The 16,418-nt window shown below is 67.3% G+C and carries 14 protein-coding genes; 8 read left to right on the forward strand and 6 right to left on the reverse strand.

Going from position 1 to position 16,418, the window contains the following annotated elements; genetic code table 11:
- Nucleotides 1-18 precede the first annotated feature (18 nt).
- On the forward strand, nucleotides 19-1,458 hold the full coding sequence (locus ABZ942_RS11435) for a fatty acid desaturase (protein WP_357380787.1): 1,440 nt from the start codon (nucleotides 19-21) through the stop codon (nucleotides 1,456-1,458).
- A 55-nt stretch (nucleotides 1,459-1,513) separates the two neighbouring features.
- On the opposite strand, the gene ABZ942_RS11440 is transcribed toward ABZ942_RS11435, so the two are convergent.
- Nucleotides 1,514-2,512, reverse strand: coding sequence for an endonuclease/exonuclease/phosphatase family protein (locus ABZ942_RS11440; protein ID WP_357380789.1), 999 nt, complete (start codon nucleotides 2,510-2,512; stop codon nucleotides 1,514-1,516).
- A gap of 366 nt (nucleotides 2,513-2,878) precedes the next feature.
- Here ABZ942_RS11440 and ABZ942_RS11445 point away from each other — a divergent pair, with 366 nt between their 5' ends.
- The 3 genes from ABZ942_RS11445 to ABZ942_RS11455 all read left to right on the forward strand — a co-directional run bounded on the left by ABZ942_RS11445 (nucleotide 2,879) and on the right by ABZ942_RS11455 (nucleotide 5,390).
- On the forward strand, nucleotides 2,879-4,153 hold the full coding sequence (locus ABZ942_RS11445) for a fatty acid desaturase (RefSeq protein WP_357380791.1): 1,275 nt from the start codon (nucleotides 2,879-2,881) through the stop codon (nucleotides 4,151-4,153).
- A 179-nt stretch (nucleotides 4,154-4,332) separates the two neighbouring features.
- A complete protein-coding gene (bluB, locus tag ABZ942_RS11450; RefSeq protein WP_357381862.1) occupies nucleotides 4,333-4,953 on the forward strand; it encodes a 5,6-dimethylbenzimidazole synthase in 621 nt (206 codons plus the stop codon).
- A gap of 191 nt (nucleotides 4,954-5,144) precedes the next feature.
- Nucleotides 5,145-5,390, forward strand: a complete 246-nt coding sequence (locus ABZ942_RS11455; RefSeq protein WP_357380793.1) for a hypothetical protein — start codon at nucleotides 5,145-5,147, stop codon at nucleotides 5,388-5,390.
- A 1,076-nt stretch (nucleotides 5,391-6,466) separates the two neighbouring features.
- Here the strand turns inward: ABZ942_RS11455 and ABZ942_RS11460 are convergent.
- Nucleotides 6,467-7,759 carry an acetyl-CoA C-acyltransferase gene (locus tag ABZ942_RS11460; RefSeq protein WP_357380795.1) on the reverse strand — a complete coding sequence of 431 codons (1,293 nt, stop codon included), beginning with the start codon at nucleotides 7,757-7,759 and terminating at the stop codon, nucleotides 6,467-6,469.
- Nucleotides 7,760-8,077: 318 nt separating this feature from the next.
- Between ABZ942_RS11460 and ABZ942_RS11465 the strand changes: the two genes are divergently transcribed.
- The 4 genes from ABZ942_RS11465 to ABZ942_RS11480 are packed head-to-tail and all read left to right on the forward strand — an operon-like array spanning nucleotide 8,078 to nucleotide 10,865.
- Complete coding sequence (locus tag ABZ942_RS11465) at nucleotides 8,078-8,785, forward strand: helix-turn-helix transcriptional regulator (RefSeq protein ID WP_357380796.1); 708 nt, start codon at nucleotides 8,078-8,080, stop codon at nucleotides 8,783-8,785.
- Nucleotide 8,786: 1 nt separating this feature from the next.
- Nucleotides 8,787-9,224, forward strand: a complete 438-nt coding sequence (locus ABZ942_RS11470; protein WP_357380798.1) for a hypothetical protein — start codon at nucleotides 8,787-8,789, stop codon at nucleotides 9,222-9,224.
- A gap of 49 nt (nucleotides 9,225-9,273) precedes the next feature.
- Nucleotides 9,274-9,789 carry a hypothetical protein gene (locus tag ABZ942_RS11475; RefSeq protein WP_357380800.1) on the forward strand — a complete coding sequence of 172 codons (516 nt, stop codon included), beginning with the start codon at nucleotides 9,274-9,276 and terminating at the stop codon, nucleotides 9,787-9,789.
- Nucleotides 9,786-10,865, forward strand: a complete 1,080-nt coding sequence (locus ABZ942_RS11480) for an MAB_1171c family putative transporter (protein WP_357380802.1) — start codon at nucleotides 9,786-9,788, stop codon at nucleotides 10,863-10,865. The genes ABZ942_RS11475 and ABZ942_RS11480 overlap by 4 nt, the downstream gene beginning before the upstream one ends.
- A 142-nt stretch (nucleotides 10,866-11,007) precedes the next feature.
- Here the strand turns inward: ABZ942_RS11480 and raiA are convergent, their stop codons facing one another.
- The 4 genes from raiA to mtrB all read right to left on the reverse strand — a co-directional run bounded on the left by raiA (nucleotide 11,008) and on the right by mtrB (nucleotide 16,314).
- Nucleotides 11,008-11,727: a ribosome-associated translation inhibitor RaiA gene (raiA, locus tag ABZ942_RS11485; protein WP_357380804.1), complete on the reverse strand. Its 720-nt coding sequence runs from the start codon at nucleotides 11,725-11,727 to the stop codon at nucleotides 11,008-11,010.
- A gap of 227 nt (nucleotides 11,728-11,954) precedes the next feature.
- Complete coding sequence (locus ABZ942_RS11490; RefSeq protein WP_357380806.1) at nucleotides 11,955-12,599, reverse strand: ComF family protein; 645 nt, start codon at nucleotides 12,597-12,599, stop codon at nucleotides 11,955-11,957.
- 99 nt (nucleotides 12,600-12,698) lie between these two features.
- Nucleotides 12,699-14,519, reverse strand: a complete 1,821-nt coding sequence (gene lpqB / locus ABZ942_RS11495; protein WP_357380807.1) for an MtrAB system accessory lipoprotein LpqB — start codon at nucleotides 14,517-14,519, stop codon at nucleotides 12,699-12,701.
- Nucleotides 14,520-14,595: 76 nt separating this feature from the next.
- The gene (mtrB, locus tag ABZ942_RS11500) at nucleotides 14,596-16,314 is read right to left on the reverse strand and encodes an MtrAB system histidine kinase MtrB (RefSeq protein WP_357381864.1); all 1,719 of its coding nucleotides are present in this window, start codon (nucleotides 16,312-16,314) and stop codon (nucleotides 14,596-14,598) included.
- Nucleotides 16,315-16,418 lie beyond the last annotated feature (104 nt).

Raw genomic sequence — 16,418 nt, forward strand, 5'->3', positions numbered from 1 at the left:
GCAGCGAAAGGACACCCGGTGGCAATCACCGATATTCAGGCGTTCGCCCACCTGACTGCGGCAGACATCGAAACACTGGGGCAGGAGCTCGATTCGATCCGCCGCTCGGTGGAGCAGTCACGCGGCGAGCGTGACGCGAAATACATCCGACGCACCATCGCCGCGCAACGCGCACTCGAGATGGCCGGGCGCGCGGTGCTGTTCGGCAGCCGTAACCGCTGGGCCTGGCTCACCGGCACCGCGATGCTGTCGGTTGCCAAGATCGTCGAGAACATGGAGCTCGGGCACAACATCAGCCACGGGCAGTGGGACTGGATGAACGATCCGGAGATCCACTCCAGCACCTGGGAGTGGGATCAGACCGGGCCGTCGTCGCAGTGGCGGCGAGCGCACAACTACTCCCACCACACCTACACCAACGTGCTCGGCAAGGACGAGGACCTCGGCTTCGGCATCCTGCGGATGACCCGCGACGAGAACTGGCGCCCGATCCACCTGGTGCAGCCGCTGGCCAACCTGGTGCTGGCCGCCACCTTCGAGTGGGGCATCGCGCTGCACGACTGGAGCATCGAGAAGGAACTGTCCGGCACGCCGAAGGGGCTGATGACGGAGCCGAACCGCGAGTTCGGCCGCAAGATCGCCCGGCAGGTGGCCAAGGACTTCCTGTTCTACCCGGCGCTCACCGGCCCGGCGTTCATGTCGACGCTGAAGGCGAACGCGACCGCCAACCTGGCCCGCAACCTGTGGGCCTACGCGGTGATCTTCTGCGGCCACTTCCCCGACGGCGCCGAGAAATTCACGATCGAGCAGCTCGAGGGCGAGACCAGCGGCGAGTGGTACCTGCGGCAGATGCTCGGCAGCGCCAACTTCAAGGCCGGGCCCGCAATGGCGTTCATGAGCGGCAACCTCTGCTACCAGATCGAGCACCACCTGTTCCCGGACCTGCCGAGCAACCGGTACCCGGAGATCGCGGTGCGGGTGCGCGAGCTGTGCGACAAATACGACCTGCCCTACACCACCGGCTCGCTCGGCAAGCAGTACCTGCTCGCCTTCCGGACCATCCACAAGCTCGCCCTGCCGGACCGTTTCCTGAAAGCCACCGCCGACAACGCGCCCGAGACCTCCTCGGAACGCAAGTTCGCCGGCATCACGCTGCCGTCGCTGCCTAGTTCGGACACCGCGAGCTGGCTCGGCGTCGATCCGGAAACCGGGCAGCGGCGCGGCCTGCGCTCGGCGATGCGCGAGGCCAAGGTGGTGCTCAAGGAGAAGGCGCGGCAGGAGAAGGAAATGCTGCGCGAGGCCAAGCGCGCGCTGCGCGAGAAGGCCGAGCACGAGAAGGAAGCGCTGCGCGAGGCCACCGTGGCGCTGCAGGAACGCGCACGCACCGAGCAGGCTTCGCTGCGCCGCAAGGCCGTGCGGCAGCGGGCTTCGTTGCGGCGCACGCGCCGTCGTCGATGAACTGACCAGTCGAGGGCCGGTACTCAGCGAGTACCGGCCCTTTATTGTCAGGAAGTCACCAGCGCACCTTCAGGTCGCTGACGACGGCGGCATGATCGGAGTAGAAGACTCCGGGACCGTGCCGCCGCATGCGCTGATCCACCACGCGGGCCGCGCGCGTTTCGATCTTGCCCTTGGCGAAGAGGAAATCGATCCGCTGATCGGTGAGCAGTTTCTCGGTGGGGAGCGGGCTCCAGGTGCGGCCGGGGACGGCGCAGACATCGGGGTTGGCCGCGCGGAAGGTGTCGACGAAGCCCGCGTCGGTGACGGCCTTGGTAGCAGTCAGCGGATAACTCAGCCCGAAGTGGTTGGGACAGTTCGCTTGGCTCGGCGTCCAATCCGCGCCGGGCAGCGTGTTGAAATCGCCACCCATCAGCACCGGCGCGGTGTTGCCGCCGAGCATCTTCGGAATCTGGTTGTTCACGATGTCGGTGATGTATTGCGTCTGTGCGCGTTCCGCCTGCACGACGGCGGCGACAGGATGGCGCGGTTCGCGGCCGTCGCGGCGGTCGATCGCGTTCTCGTCGATCAGATAGCCGTCCCACGGGTCGGTGTAGGTGAGCCAGGTGGCGAACAGATTCAGCTCGCCGTCGTGCGGCACCCGCACCCGAACGCCGCCGAGATTGAAGTCGCTCACCGGGCCGCCCTGCGGCTTCTGATAGGTCGCGACGACCTCGTACCTGGTGAAGATCCACAGGTTGTCCGACCCGGCGGGGCGGTCGGTGATCTTCACTCCGGTGTAGCGGCCGTTGTGTGCGCGGCGGGTCAGCGCGTCGGTGATGGTTTCGCCGGAGCCGTAGGTCTCCACGGCGAAGAACACGTCCGGTTTGATGTCGATCACCTGATCGATCAGGTCGTTCAGATTGTCCGGCGTGGGCTCACGGCCACCGTGCAGGATGTTCCAGGTCAGCACGCGCACTCGCTCGTGGTCGTCGGCGTGCGCCAGTGGCGCGGCGCCTGCCAGTGCGGTGCTCGCCAGCAGAACTGCCGTGAGCAACGCCTTGGATAATCGCATTGTCGAACTCCATTCGTCAGGGACGCTGGAAGTTAGGTGAATATTCGGAACGGCGCATGACTGGCTGGCAAAAGTTCGGCAAAGTGGCTGGTTGACCGGATGTCCCCAGTGCGAGTGGGGATCCGATCCGGGTCCGCACGGGGAAAAGTCGCTACGAGTTGCGCGAATCCGCTCGACGGAGCAGTATCAACCACCGAATGGGCAGGCTTCGCCACTCCGGAATTCGCTGCGGGAGAAGGCTTTACGCCGTAACCTCGATGCGACCGACCTAGCATCAAACGCCCGGGATCGCAATGCGGGATTTACCACATCGGCGTTCAGGTCCTCGTAACCTACGGTCTCGTAACTTACGGTACTGTAACCGCCATGGCGATCTCGGATGTCAAGGAATATGCACATCTCACCGAGGCCGACGTGGAAGCACTCGGCGCGGAATTCGACGCGATCCGGCGGGATATCGAAGCCTCGCGCGGCGCGCGCGACGCTCGGTACATCCGCAACGTGATCCGTCTGCAGCGCGCACTCGAGATCAGCGGCCGCGGCGTGCTGTTCGCCAGCTTCTTACCGCCGGCCTGGCTGGCCGGCGTCGCCCTGCTCGGCACCGCCAAGATCATCGAGAACATGGAGATCGGGCACAACGCCATGCACGGGCAGTGGGATTGGATGAACGATCCGGAAATCCACTCCAGCACCTGGGAATGGGACAATGCGGGCGCGGCCAAGCACTGGAAGCACACGCACAACTACCTGCACCACAAGTACACCAACGTGCTCGGTATGGACGACGACATCGGCTACGGTCTGCTCCGGGTCACCCGCGATCAGCGCTGGAAGCCGTTCAACCTAGGCAACCCGGTCTACAACCTGGTGCTGCAGCTGCTCTTCGAATACGGCGTCGCGATCCAGCACATGGAGCTGGGCAAGCTGGCCGCGGGCCGGTTCAAGCCGGGCACGCCGGAGCGGGCCGATTTCGAGCGCAAGCGCAGCGAGGCGCTCACCAAGATGGGCAAGCAGGTGGTCAAGGACTACGTGATCTTCCCAGCGCTCACCGGCCCCGCGTTCTTCTCCACGCTCACCGCCAACCTCGCCGCGAACGCGATCCGCAACGTCTGGTCCAACGCGGTGATCTTCTGCGGCCACTTCCCCGATGGCGCGGAGAAGTTCACCAAGGCCGATATCGACGGCGAAACCAAGGGCCAGTGGTACCTACGCCAGATGCTCGGCAGCGCCAACATCTCCGGCGGCCCGCTCACCCACTTCATGACCGGCAACCTCAGCCACCAGATCGAACACCACCTCTTCCCCGACCTACCGAGCAACCGGTACGCCGAGATCGCGGTGCGGGTCAGGGAACTGGCCGAAAAGTACGACCTCCCCTACACCACCGGCTCGCTGCCGGTGCAGTACTTCAAGGCCTGGCGCACCATCCTCAAGCTGTCGCTGCCGAACAAGTACCTGCGCGACACCGCCGACGACGCGCCGGAGACGGCCTCAGAGCGCAAGTTCGCCGGCACCGCCGGCCCGGTCATCGACCCGGAGACCGGCAGGCGCCGCGGACTGCGCACCGCGCTGGCCGAGGGCAGGAAGCGTTTCACCCGCCGTCCCGCCCCCGTCGAACGCGCACTGCAATTGACCAAGTGAACTGACCGGCCCTGGTCGCTCGATCCGGTCCGACCAACATTGGCAGTGGCGGTAACCAACCCGATTGACCGAGACAACGACTGTGCGGGCGGCACTTCGGGTCGCCCGCACAGTCGTGTCCGGGCCGCGGGTTGCCGTCGGCGGGCGGCTGGTTGACTGGGCGCATGTGTGCTGCTGAGCTGAGCGTCTACGAGGCCATTCGAGTGCGGCGCGACGTGCGGGCAGAGTTCACCGGGGAGCCGGTGGACGACGCGACGCTGTGGCGGATCCTCGAGGCCGCGCATCGGGCGCCGAGCGTCGGGAATTCGCAACCGTGGGATTTCGTGGTGGTGCGCGATCCGAGCACGCTGCGCAAGTTCGCGGATCATGTGGCGGACAAGCGAATCGAGTTTCGTTCCGGGCTGCCGCCGGAGCGCGCGGCCACCTTCGAGCCGATCAAGATCGAGGGCATCGTCGAGAGCGGCACCGGCATCGTGGTCAGCTACGACCACGGCCGCGGTGGCCCGCAGGTACTCGGCCGGGCGACCGTTCCCGAAACCGGTGTCTATTCCGCCGTGCTCGCGATCCAGAACCTCTGGCTGGCCGCCACCGCGGAGGGCATCGGCGTCGGCTGGGTCTCTTTCTACGACCCTGAATTCCTCACCGACCTGGTCGGCCTCCCCGAGGGCATCCACCCGGTCGCCTGGCTGTGCGTCGGACCCGTCCACGAATTCCAGCAGATCCCCGACCTGGAACGATTCGGCTGGCGTACCGGCCGCCCGTTGCAGGACGCCATCCACCACGAGACCTACCGCGCCTAACGCACACTTCCTGATGTCCCGCACGCGTTTTCGCCTGTAATTCGGTGTGCGAGATATCACCGAGCGTGCGTCTACTCGGCCGGGCACGCGAGGATTCGCTGGCCTGACGAGTGGGTAAGCCAAGGACGGATCCATCTCGGACAATGGATTTTTCGCGGATGCATGTTCTTTCAGGGCTCAGGAGGTTTGCCATGGCCAATGTCGACGCCGTACGGCTGTCGAATGAGCTCGGCATCGATCTCGCGTCCGCCATGCTCCGCCTGCGCCGAGAAGCCCTCCCCGGCGAAACCAATCACGACACCTGCCTGCGAATCATCGCCAGCGAAGGCCGCAAACCCCAGACCGCCCGGCGCACCTACACCGGCTACGGCATCCGCCCCACCGCAGACGGCACCATCCCGGTAATCCCCCCGGACCGCCCGCACCGCCCCCGATAACGCAACCCCACCCAGCCCCCAACCCGCCGAGCCCGGCTGAGTCGAAGCACCAGCGCCGCCCATGCTTCGTCCCGCCGCGCACAAAATCGCCAGCTGATTCCCGCGCAGCAGACAAACCTACGCGCAGCAAGCAAACCCGCGCGCGACAGACGAACTCAGACTCGGCAAGCAATCCCCGCGCGCGACAGGCGAATCTGTGCGCGACAGAACGCCCTCCGCTGCGCAGGTTCTGTCCCGCCGCGCACGAAATCGCCAACTGATTCGCGCGCAGCAGACAAACCTACGCGCGGCGGGCAAACCTATGCGCGGCAAGCAAACCTATACGGAGCAGGCAAACCCGTGCGCGGCAAGCAACGCGTGCGCAGGGAGCAGATCTGCGCGCGAGAGAACAGCCTCTGCTGCGCAGGTTTCGCCCTGCCGCGCACGAAATCGCCAGCTGATTCGCGCGAAGCAGACAAACCTACGCGCAGCGGGCAAACCCGTGCGCGGCAAACAAACCTATACGCAGCAGGCAAACCCGCGCGCGGCAAGCAACGCGTGCGCAGGGAGCAGATCTGCGCGCGAGAGAACAGCCTCTGCTGCGCAGGTTTCGCCCTGCCGCGCACGAAATCGCCAGCTGATTCGCGCGAAGCAGACAAACCTACGCGCAGCGGGCAAACCCGTGCGCGGCAAACAAACCTATACGCAGCAGGCAAACCCGCGCGCGGCAAGCAACGCGTGCGCAGGGAGCAGATCTGCGCGCGAGAGAACAGCCTCTGCTGCGCAGGTTTCGCCCTGCCGCGCACGAAATCGCCAACTGATTCGCGCGTAGCAGACAAATCTGCGCGCAGCGGGCAAACCTGTGCGCGGCAAACGAACCTATGCGCAGCAGGCAAACCTATGCGCGACAGACGAATTCAGGCACGGCAGGCGAACCCGCGCGCGGCAAGCGAGCCGCTGCTGCGCGTGTCTTGTCCTGCTGCGCATGTCCTGCTGCGCATGTCTTGTCCTGCTGCGCACGAAATGGCTAGCTGATTCGTGCGCGGCAGGACGAACCGTGCGCGGCAGGGAAGGCTGGGCGGCGGATAGTGTCTTTGTTAGACGCGCTCGAGTACTGCTGAGGCTCCGATGCCGCCTGCGGCGCAGATGCCAAGGAGCGCAGCGTTTTTGCCGGTGCGGGCGAGTTCGTTTGCCATGGTGGTGACCATTCGGGCGCCGGTGGCGCCGAACGGGTGGCCGAGGGAGACCGAGCCGCCGTGCACGTTGAGGGTGTCGATGTCGATCTCGCCGACGGCGGTGTCGCGGTCGAGGCGGGACTTGGCCCACTCGGTGCTGCCCAGCGCGGCGAGCACGGACAGCGTTTGCGCGGCGAAGGCCTCGTGGATGTCGACGAAATCGATGTCGCTCAACGACATCCCGGCCTTGTCCAATGCACGCGGCATGGAGATCGCCGGTCCGATGAGCACCTGGTCGGTCGGATCGACGCTGACGTAGCTCCAGGAGCGGAACGCGGCGAGCGGCCGATAGCCGAGCTCCAGCGCCTTCTCCTCGCTCATCAACAGCACTGCGGAGGCGCCGTCGGTGAGCGGGCTGGCGTTGCCTGCGGTAACCGTGCCGTTTTCGGCGAACACCGGCTTCAGTTTCGATAGTTTTTCGATGCTGGTGTTGCCGCGTACCAATCCGTCGCGATCGATCTCGGTGCCCTCGGGCGTGCGCACCCGCAGCACCTCGTCGTCGAATCGGCCCGAATCGATGGCCGCGGCGGCACGGTGGTGCGAGCGGGCGGCGAACTCGTCCTGATCGGCGCGGCTGATGCCGTGGATGCGGGCCATCTTCTCGGCCGACTCCCCCATTACCTCGCCGGTGGTGCGCTCGGCGATCTTCGGCCTGCTCGGCAGCAGATCGGTGAACGGCGCGAGCTGCGCGACCGCGGACAGATAGTCCTTCGGCTTCGGCTTGCCCAGGGCCAGCGGCGCCGCGGCATGGACCACCTTCTGCGGCAGCTTCACTTCGGCATTGGAGGTGGAATCGCTGCCGCCCGCGATCATGATGTCGTATTCGCCGCGCTCGATCGCGGCCGCGGCGGAGGTCACCGCCTGCAGGCCGGAGGCGCAGGCCCTGGTCACCGTGTATCCCTCGCAGCCCGGATCGAGCCGCAGGTCGAGGGCGATCTCCCTGGCGATGTTCGGCGCCGCGCTCGGCAGGATGACCCCGCCCCACACGATGGCCTGCACCTGCGCGCCGGGCAGCCCGGTCCGCTCCAGCAGACCACGGACCGCGGCATCGGCGAGCGCGATGGAATCCATGCGCGTGTATCCGGTGAACGCACGCACGAACGGCGTACGCGCACCGGACACGATAACGGCACGGCGAGCAGCCTTGGTGGCCATGCGATTTCCTTTCGAGAGATCTATGACCACTAAACTTACTCCATAGTAAGTTCACCGTCGACCCCCTTCGCCGACGGTGATCCCGTGCGCAGCGGCGATCCCCTCCACCGTCGCTAGTTCCGGCCTGTCACGCGCCGTTGCGCAACAGACCGGAGGCGCCCGTCCCGACGAACGCCCCTGCCCGTCTCGGAACGCTTCAGAAGGCCGTAGTCGGCGACGACTCGGCGCATCAGAACAGTAGCAATATTGCTACCGATTTTTCAAACACTTTCTATTGATTTGCCTTTCCCCCTGGTCGCGCCTACCCTTGAGTGCACTATGCATAGCCCTTCGGAGCTGTCGCGGCGCCAGAAGAGATTCGGCCGAATCATCAAGGAGCGCCGGGATGAGCTCGGACTCACGCAGTTACAGATCGGCGACCTCGGCGGGCCATCGGCACCGACGATTCGCAAGATCGAGGACGGCGACGCGGCGATCAGCACGACCACGCTGAACAAGCTCGACGCGCCGCTGCGCTGGCTGCCGGGCAGTGCGGCGCGAACCTACGCGGGCGGCACCCCCGCCGTCGCCGACCCCGTGCCTACCGCGCGCCACCCCGGCGAGTCTGTCGTGGCCGGTCCCGACTCGATCCGCTTCGAAATCGCCGACCTCACCGGTCTGCTCGCGACCGCGGGCCGACTCAACGACGCCGTCGAAAAGGGCAGCGCGACCGATCCGCAGCTGGTCGCCGCGATCGGCGAACTCAACCGGGTGGTCTCCACCCTGTCCGCGCGCTACGCGACCACCATGCTGGAACGCAACGGCGGCCCGGGCCGAGTACTTCACCCCCTCGTCGAAATGGCGTTCGCGCACCTGCTCGAGGTGCCCGCCGAAGCCAGCGACGCGACCGAACTACAGGAACGGCGGTACCGGCGCTGGCTGGCCGGACGCTCGGAGGACGTGGATGCTGCGACAGCAGGCCAGTTCCAGGCACGCTGGCTGGCTGCCAACCTGGCCACGACCGCGAGTCGAAACGGTGGGCACTGAGATGACAGACGATGCGCCGATCAATGGGAAGCTCACGCTGAGCCACAAGATCAATCGGCTCTTCGCGGTCGTGCATCCACGCTCCGCACCGGAGCGCAGCAATGCGACGGTGGCCGAGCAGGCGGGCGGCTACCTGCGCCGAGCCGTCCCGGTGAGCTACCTCGAGCGACTACGCAGCGGCGAATTCGACGGTGAGAACGCCGCGGGCACAGTCGAACCGGAGCTGCTCGCGGCCATCGCGCAGACCTTCGGTGTTGCCGCCGACTACCTCACCACCGCGGGTCCGGTCGCCGCGGCCATCGACCGCGAGCTCGAGCTGCTCGCGACCATGCGCGATGCCAATGTCTCCAGCATCGCGCTGCGCGGTTCCAACATCGATCAGTCGATTCTCGCCAGGATCATCGAGAGCACCGATCGCCCCGTACCGCCGAGTCGGTAATATCGCTACCTACACGGGGGCAACGAGCTTGCTGTAGGAGATCGATCGCATGGCCATGCAGGCCCGGTTCCGGAACCTGACCCGGGACGTACCGATACCGCACCCGTGGAATCTGTCGAGCTATCTCGACGATGTCGCGCAGTATCGCGGCCGGAGCATCACCCTGCTGCCGATCGATACCGCGCTGCTCGCGGGCACCGGATGCGGCACCGGCAGCGGGCTGTGGATCGCCAAGCAGGACAGCGATGTCATCGTCTACGGCGCGGACACCACCGAGTGGCACGCCGAGCACATCATCGTGCACGAGCTCGGCCACATGCTGCTCGGCCACGGCCCGGAGCAGCCGACCGACGGCGAACCCGCGCCGACGGTGGCCGCGGTCGCCGAACTGCTGCCGTCGATCTCGCCGGAATCCATCGCGCACGTCCTCGGCCGCACCGACTACGGCACCACCCGCGAACGCGACGCCGAAACCTTCGCCGACATGGTCATGCTGCACGCCATGCGGCCACCGCGCCGAGACTCGTTGCTGCACCGCACATTCTTCCGCGACCGCCGTCGGTGAGCTCGCCCGTCCCCGCGCTGGTCGCGGTGCCGGTCATCGTCTTCGTCGTCGCGGTCGCCCTCGGGCGCTTCGCGCTGCTCAACGGCACCGCGATCGACCGCCTGCTCAACCGCGTGCTGGCCTGGACCGCACTGTCGCTGGTGCTGCTCGAGCGGGGCGTCGCGCCGCGGTTCGGCAGCCTGCTGCACCAGCTGTCGATGGGCGCCACCATGCTCGCCATCGCGAGCCTCTTCGGCGCCGTGCTGCGGTGGGCCGGCGCCGACCCGCGCCTGGCCGCGCGGCGCCAGCGCTACTTCGACCTGGCCGCCGCCGCATCCGTGCTGCTGATCCTGATCATCGGCACGCCGTATCGGCGGGCCGGGACACTGCTCGGCCAGGACAGCAGCTGGCAGGAGTTCGTGGTGTCGACGGTGATGTGGATTCCACTCATCGCGGTGGGCACGCTGGTCTGGCGAGTCGGCCTGCGTGAACTGCGCGGCGGCGGCGTGACGCGGTACGAACGCGTCGTCTTCTCCGCCCTGCTGGCCGCGCCGGTCATCGCGGGTGTCGGCCTGGTCAGCTCGATCGCCCGGCACGCCGGCCGTTGGCAAGCCGACGATCCGCACCTGACCCGTTGGGCCGCACCAAATTTCGGCACGGTGTTCGTGCTGGCCGCGATGCTGGCTGTCCCGCTGACCGAGCTGTTGACGGCGCGCACCGGCTGGGACCGAGCCGGGCGGCACTGCCGCCGACTGTGGCCGCTGTGGCGCGACCTCACCGGGGCGGTGCCCGAAATCGTGCTTCCCGCAACGGGTTCGATCCCGCCGGACGCACGCTTGCTCCGCATGACGGTCGAGATCCGCGACGCGCTGATGCAGCTGCACCGGTACCTGCCCGCTGATCATGCGACAGAACTCGCCCCACCGAGCAGTGCGTGTTACGCCCGGCAGCTGCGGCAGGCCATCACCGCCAAAAGCAACGGCGGCACACCGACCGCAGCCCCGAGTGTTGCCGGTCGCTTCGGTGCGCCGTCGAGCGATATCGACTCGGATATACGTCGCTTGCTCGACCTCGCACGAGCCTGGACCAAACGCTGAACGCCCACGGCGACAACGGGTCTGACGTAATTCGTAGCGAAACCGAGCCTAGGCGGTGCTGATCACTTCGACCGAGGCAGGTCTCCGGGCACCCAACTCGAGCGTTGACTGCCCGGAGCGGCGGATGGGTGGGAACCCTGGACTATGCGAGCCGGATCAGGCCGTAGTCGAAGGCGTGCCGACGATAGACAACCGACGGTCGGTCGGTCTCTCGGTCTTGGAAGAGGAAGAAGTCATGGCCGACGAGTTCCATCTGGTAGAGGGCGTCGTCGACGGACATCGGGGTGGCGGTGTGCACCTTGGTGCGAACGATATGGCCGGGTCCGGCCGCGTATTCGGAGTTTTCCAGCAGTTCCTCGGGGCGACGGCGCGCGTCGCCGTCGGGGTGGTCGTGCGCGGCGCCCGCGCCGTTTCCGTTCGGCTCGACGAAGAGCGAGTCGTCCACCAGATCGGCGGTCGCCTGGGCTACGGACACCGGGGTCTTGTCTCCGTAGTGCACCTTGCGGCGATCCTTGGTGCGGCGCAGGCGGCTCTCCAGCTTCGCCGTCACCGATTCGAGCGCGGCGTAGAAACTGTCGGCGCAGGCCTCGGCCCGCACGATCGGGCCCTTGCCGCGCGCGGTGATCTCCACCCGCTGACAACTCTTGCGCTGCCGACGATTTCGCTCGTGGAACAGCTCTACGTCGAAAATGAAAATGGACGGATCAAAACGTTCGAGCCGGGAGAGTTTCTCCGCGACATAGATTCGAAAATGATCCGGAACTTCGACATTGCGACCCTTGACCACGACGTCCGCGCGGGGCGTCCTGGTGTGGTCCGCAATGGATTGTTCGGTCACGTCCAAGGTGCTGTCATCCAACACCGAAGGAGCGGCGTCTTGCACTGAAGGTCGTGAAGAAGTCGTCACGCGTACCTCCCGAATATGGCCGCACAGACAACGTGCGTGCGGCGGGAATGAGCCGTGCCGATCGACGATCTCTCGGCACTTGATGTCCGAGGCGCCACCTCCAAACTCCCGGTTCGGGTGTGTGTTCGCGACGCTAGTACGACATCGGGGAGTGCGCCAGTGTTCACGCAAATTTCCCGGAGTCAAGCAGCACAGGTAACCAGTACGGCGTGTGGCCGCAGGCCGATCCGAGCCAGCGCACGCACCGACTCTCGGGCCGTCGCACCGGTTGTCAGCACGTCGTCGACCAGCACTACCTCGGCGTTTTCCGGAATCCGCGGACCGGCCCCGCAGCCGGGTATTGTGGTGACGCGACCGCCGAGATTGTGAGCCCGCTCACCGGGTGTCAAGCCCACCGAATCACGCACACCCCACCACACCCGCAACAGAGATATCATCTGGCTATCGGGCAGACAACTCGCGGCTACCCGCGTCATCCGCAGCACCGGATCACCGCCGCGCCTGCGCGCCGCGACCTTCCGGCTCGGCGCGGGCACCAACAGCAGTGGCCGATCCCCCGCCCGTAAACGCGCGAGCCCGCCGGCGAGCGCCAGCCCGAGCGGCGCGGCCAGATCCCGGCGCCCGTGCTCTTTGGCCGCGAGCACCGCGCGCCGCCCCGGCCCTGCGTACGGCCCGAGCGCCCAGCACGGCACCCCCGGATCGGTCCTCGGCCACACCCGCGTCGGCGGACTCGCGAGCGCCGCCGCGCATTCGGCGCACCAGCCGACACCGGCGGCGCGGCAGCCCGCACACGCGGCGGGCAGGATCAGATCCAGCAGGGTCCGCATCGCCCGAGTGTGCGCGCACCCACCGACAAGGTCGGCATGCCCGGCCCGGCAAACCGCTGATCCCGTTGCAGCAGAACGGTTTACACTGTCCGAATGGAGTCAGCCCGGCAGCACCGGGACGGCGTTCGCGCCGAGCCCGGGCACCTCACGCCAGTACGGCTCGCCGCCATCCGGATTGCTGGTCAGCTCCAGCACCGCACGAGAATCGGCGGCGTACTGGTGTTCCGGGGTGGCACTGACCTGGCGCACCGGCGCCGTCAGGTTCCGGCTGGTCTGCGGGATCGGCTGCGAGCCGTCGATCGACACGGTGCCGACCGGGTCGACATTGCCCTCCCTGGAGATGATCAACCGGTCACTGCCGAACCACGACAACGACACGGCGGCCGCACTCGAATTGACGCCGACCGGCAACGGCGAGGCCAGCGCGAAACCGCCGCCCGGCTTCGGAATGACCACCGCGACATAGACTTTGCCGTCGGCGATCAACGCGGCCCGCACGCCGGTCCGGGAGATCCGCAGCTCCGTGATGGGCGCGTGGAAGGTCGAGCCCGATCCCGCGGCGGTGAGCGCCGAGGTGTCCACATCCTGGATCGAGACGGTGTTGGTGGTCCGATCGTTGACCGCGCGGATCACCCGCTCACCGTCGATGACCGCCCACGCGGCGGTGCCGTCGATGTTCCAGGACGGCCGGGTGATGGTGGTGCCCGTCAGGACCGGAATCGCGTTGCCGCCGTAGGTGCCGATCATCAGGGTGCGCGGCGGCTCCGCGGGACGTCCGGTATCCGCGACGCCGGCGACCAGCTGACTGTCCGGCGAAAGCGCCGCGGACAACAGGTTGTTCACGGTGCCGAAGTAACCCGGCGCGGGCGCGATGGGGGCGTTGTTCTCCGGTACCTGCACCAGCGCGCCACCGCGCAGCGCGTGCAGACCGACCTGACTGTTGCCCAGCGTCGGCTGGCTGTACTGCTGGACGTCGGCGACCGACCAGCCGCTGCCGGTGAACCGATCATCGAACGGTTTGCCGTCGGCGAGCAGCACATAGGGGCCGGGCACGTCCGCGCCGGCGAGGGTGAGCACCACCTGCGCGGCGAGCAACTCACGATCGTGCGGACTGAGCGCCGAGGCGCCGGCGAAGTCGATCTTCACCCCGCCGAGCCCGACGCCGACCTCGTCCGGATCGCCGTTGGCCTTGGTGATGGGGCCGCGCAACGTGATCGGCGCGGCCAGCTCGTTGCGCAGCACCGGCGCCAGCGCGGGCTGGGTGCCCTCGCCGAGCATGCCGAGCAGCCGCTGGGTCAGCTGCGCCTTCGGCACGGCGGCCCAGCGCAGGTCTGGGACGACGACGCTGCTGGTCGGGTCGACGAAGTAGAGCGCATAGCGCCGGTACGACTTGCCGAACGCGATCGCGTCCATCACGACACCGTCGGGCAGCTCGTCGATGCGCCACTCGTCGTTGACCTTGGTCATCTCGATCTTGTTTTCCAGCGGCGGGTCGGCCGACGCCCGGTACGCGCCGTTGCTGTCCAGGTCGGCGACCTTGCGCGCCCGGATCCGATAGGTCGCCTTGTCGCCGGTGCGCGACTCGCGCAAGGTATCCGGCTTCTCCACGATCGTGGTGCCCGCGGAATCGTCCCACTGCGCGGCGGCCGACGGGGTCATGTACTGGCGGGCCGCCAGGTGCCGGTTGGTCGGGTCGGCGGTGGCCAGCAGGAAGTCGCGCAGCAGCAGGTCGGGATCGCGTCCCTGGATGGGGGCGGGCGGTCCCTCCGAGGTCGGCTCGCGGTTGATGGTGCCCAGCGCCTGCGGCGCCGAGGATTCCGGCAGGCTCGCGCACCCGGAGAGCACGACCAACGCCGCGAGGGCGGCCGCGCCGAACGCGAACAGCCGCTGCCACTTCGCCGAACCGACACGCCTGCTCATGAAAACCCTTCCCCGGGACGCGGCGCCCCGTCGGAGATGCGCATCGGATGGCTCTGGCCGGGCGGGTGACGCCGACTCATGACGGTACGTCTCCCGATTTCGGCGCCGCGTCGGCACCCGCCTGCGACGGCGTGACAGCCGACGACCCGTTGCCGCTCGCCGGTGCCGCCGCGCCGTCGCCCGGCGTCGTATCCGGTTCCGGCTCAGCCGAATTCGGCACGACCTCCAGTTCGACCTGCCTGACGACGGTCTGCTTGCGAATGGGTTCCAGCGAGAGCGGGCTCGCGCCGAGCTTCTTGCCGCGCACCAACGGCAGCGTCAGCCGGAAGCTCGCGCCGACGCCGACCTCGCCCCAGGCTTCCAGCCTGCCTTCGTGCAGGTTCGCGTCCTCCACGCTGATCGACAGGCCGAGGCCGGTGCCGCCGGAACGGCGCATCCGAGACGGATCGGAGCGCCAGAACCGGTTGAAGACCAGCTTCTCCTCGCCGGGCCGCAGGCCGACACCCTGGTCGCGCACCACCACGGACACCGCGTTGGCGTCGCCGTCGCCGCGCATCCGGATCAGCACCGGCTTGCCCTCGCTGTGATCGATGGCGTTGGCGAGCAGATTCCGCAACACCCGCTCGACCCGGCGCGGATCGACCTCGGCGACCAACGGGTCCTCCGGCAGATCGATGACGACCTCGACACCGGCGTCCTTGGCCAGGTGGCGCACCGTCGAGATGGCCGCCCGCGCACACATCCGCACGTCCAGCGATTCGACCTGCAATTCGGCGACGCCCGCGTCGTGGCGGCTGATCTCGAGCAGATCGTTGAGCAGTCCCTCGAACCGGTCCAGCTCGTTGACCAACAGCTCCGCACTGCGAGCCAGCGCCGGATCCAGATCGTCACTGCTGCCGTGGATCAGGTCCGCGGCCATCCGCACGGTGGTCAACGGGGTGCGCAGCTCGTGGCTGACGTCAGAGGTGAACCGGCGCTGCAGGTTTCCGAATTCCTCCAGCTGGGTGATCTGGTTGGACAGGCTCTCGGCCATCTCGTTGAACGCCTGCGCCAGCCGGGCCATGTCGTCCTCGCCGCGCACCAGCATGCGTTCCTTGAGCCTGCCGTCGGCGAAGCGACCGGCGATCCGCGCCGCCGATCGAATCGGCAGCACCACCTGCCTGGTCACCAGCGCGGTGATCGCGGCGAGCAGAACAAGTAGCACGATGCCGCCGATCAGCATGGTGCCGCGCATCAGCGACAGGCTGCGCGCCTCACTGGCCAGCGGGAAGATGAGATAGATCTCCAGCGTGGGCACTTCGGTGCTCGGGCTGCCGATGATCAGGGCGGGCCCGTGATACCCGCTCGAGTCCGAGACGGTGGTGAACTGGCGGCTGACCTGTCCGCGCCGCACGAAGTTGCGCAGCTCGTTCGGCACGTCCTGGATCGGCCCGGCGTTGACCTCCTGCTGGCTGCTGCTCACCATCACCAGCGCCACGTCGTAGCTGCCCGCGACACCGGTCTGCGGGCTGCCGTCGCTGGACAGCGCGTTGCGCGCCTCTTTCAGCTGCGCACCGGTGTCGTGCGTGCCGACCAGCTGGCTGTGAATCGCGTTGCGGGCGCGACCCATCTCCTCGACCGCCGCGTTGATCTTGGTGTCCAACATCCGGTTGGTGATCTGATCGGTCAGCACCACACCGAGGATCGTGATCACGATCAACGACAGGGTGATGGTCGACACCGCGACCCGCAGTTGCAGCGATCGCTGCCACAGGTGACCGAGCAGCGTGCCCAGTTCGGTGAACCGGGCCCCCACCGCGGCCAGTCGCCGCTCCAGTTGGTTTCTGGAGCGATCGGTCACTGCCGCGCCTCGTCGGCGCTCGATGCCTCCGTCCGCACGAACGCTGCCACGAGTCGCGC

The sequence above is a fragment of the Nocardia sp. NPDC046473 genome (assembly GCF_040645995.1).
In the GTDB taxonomy this organism is placed as follows: Bacteria; Actinomycetota; Actinomycetes; order Mycobacteriales; family Mycobacteriaceae; genus Nocardia.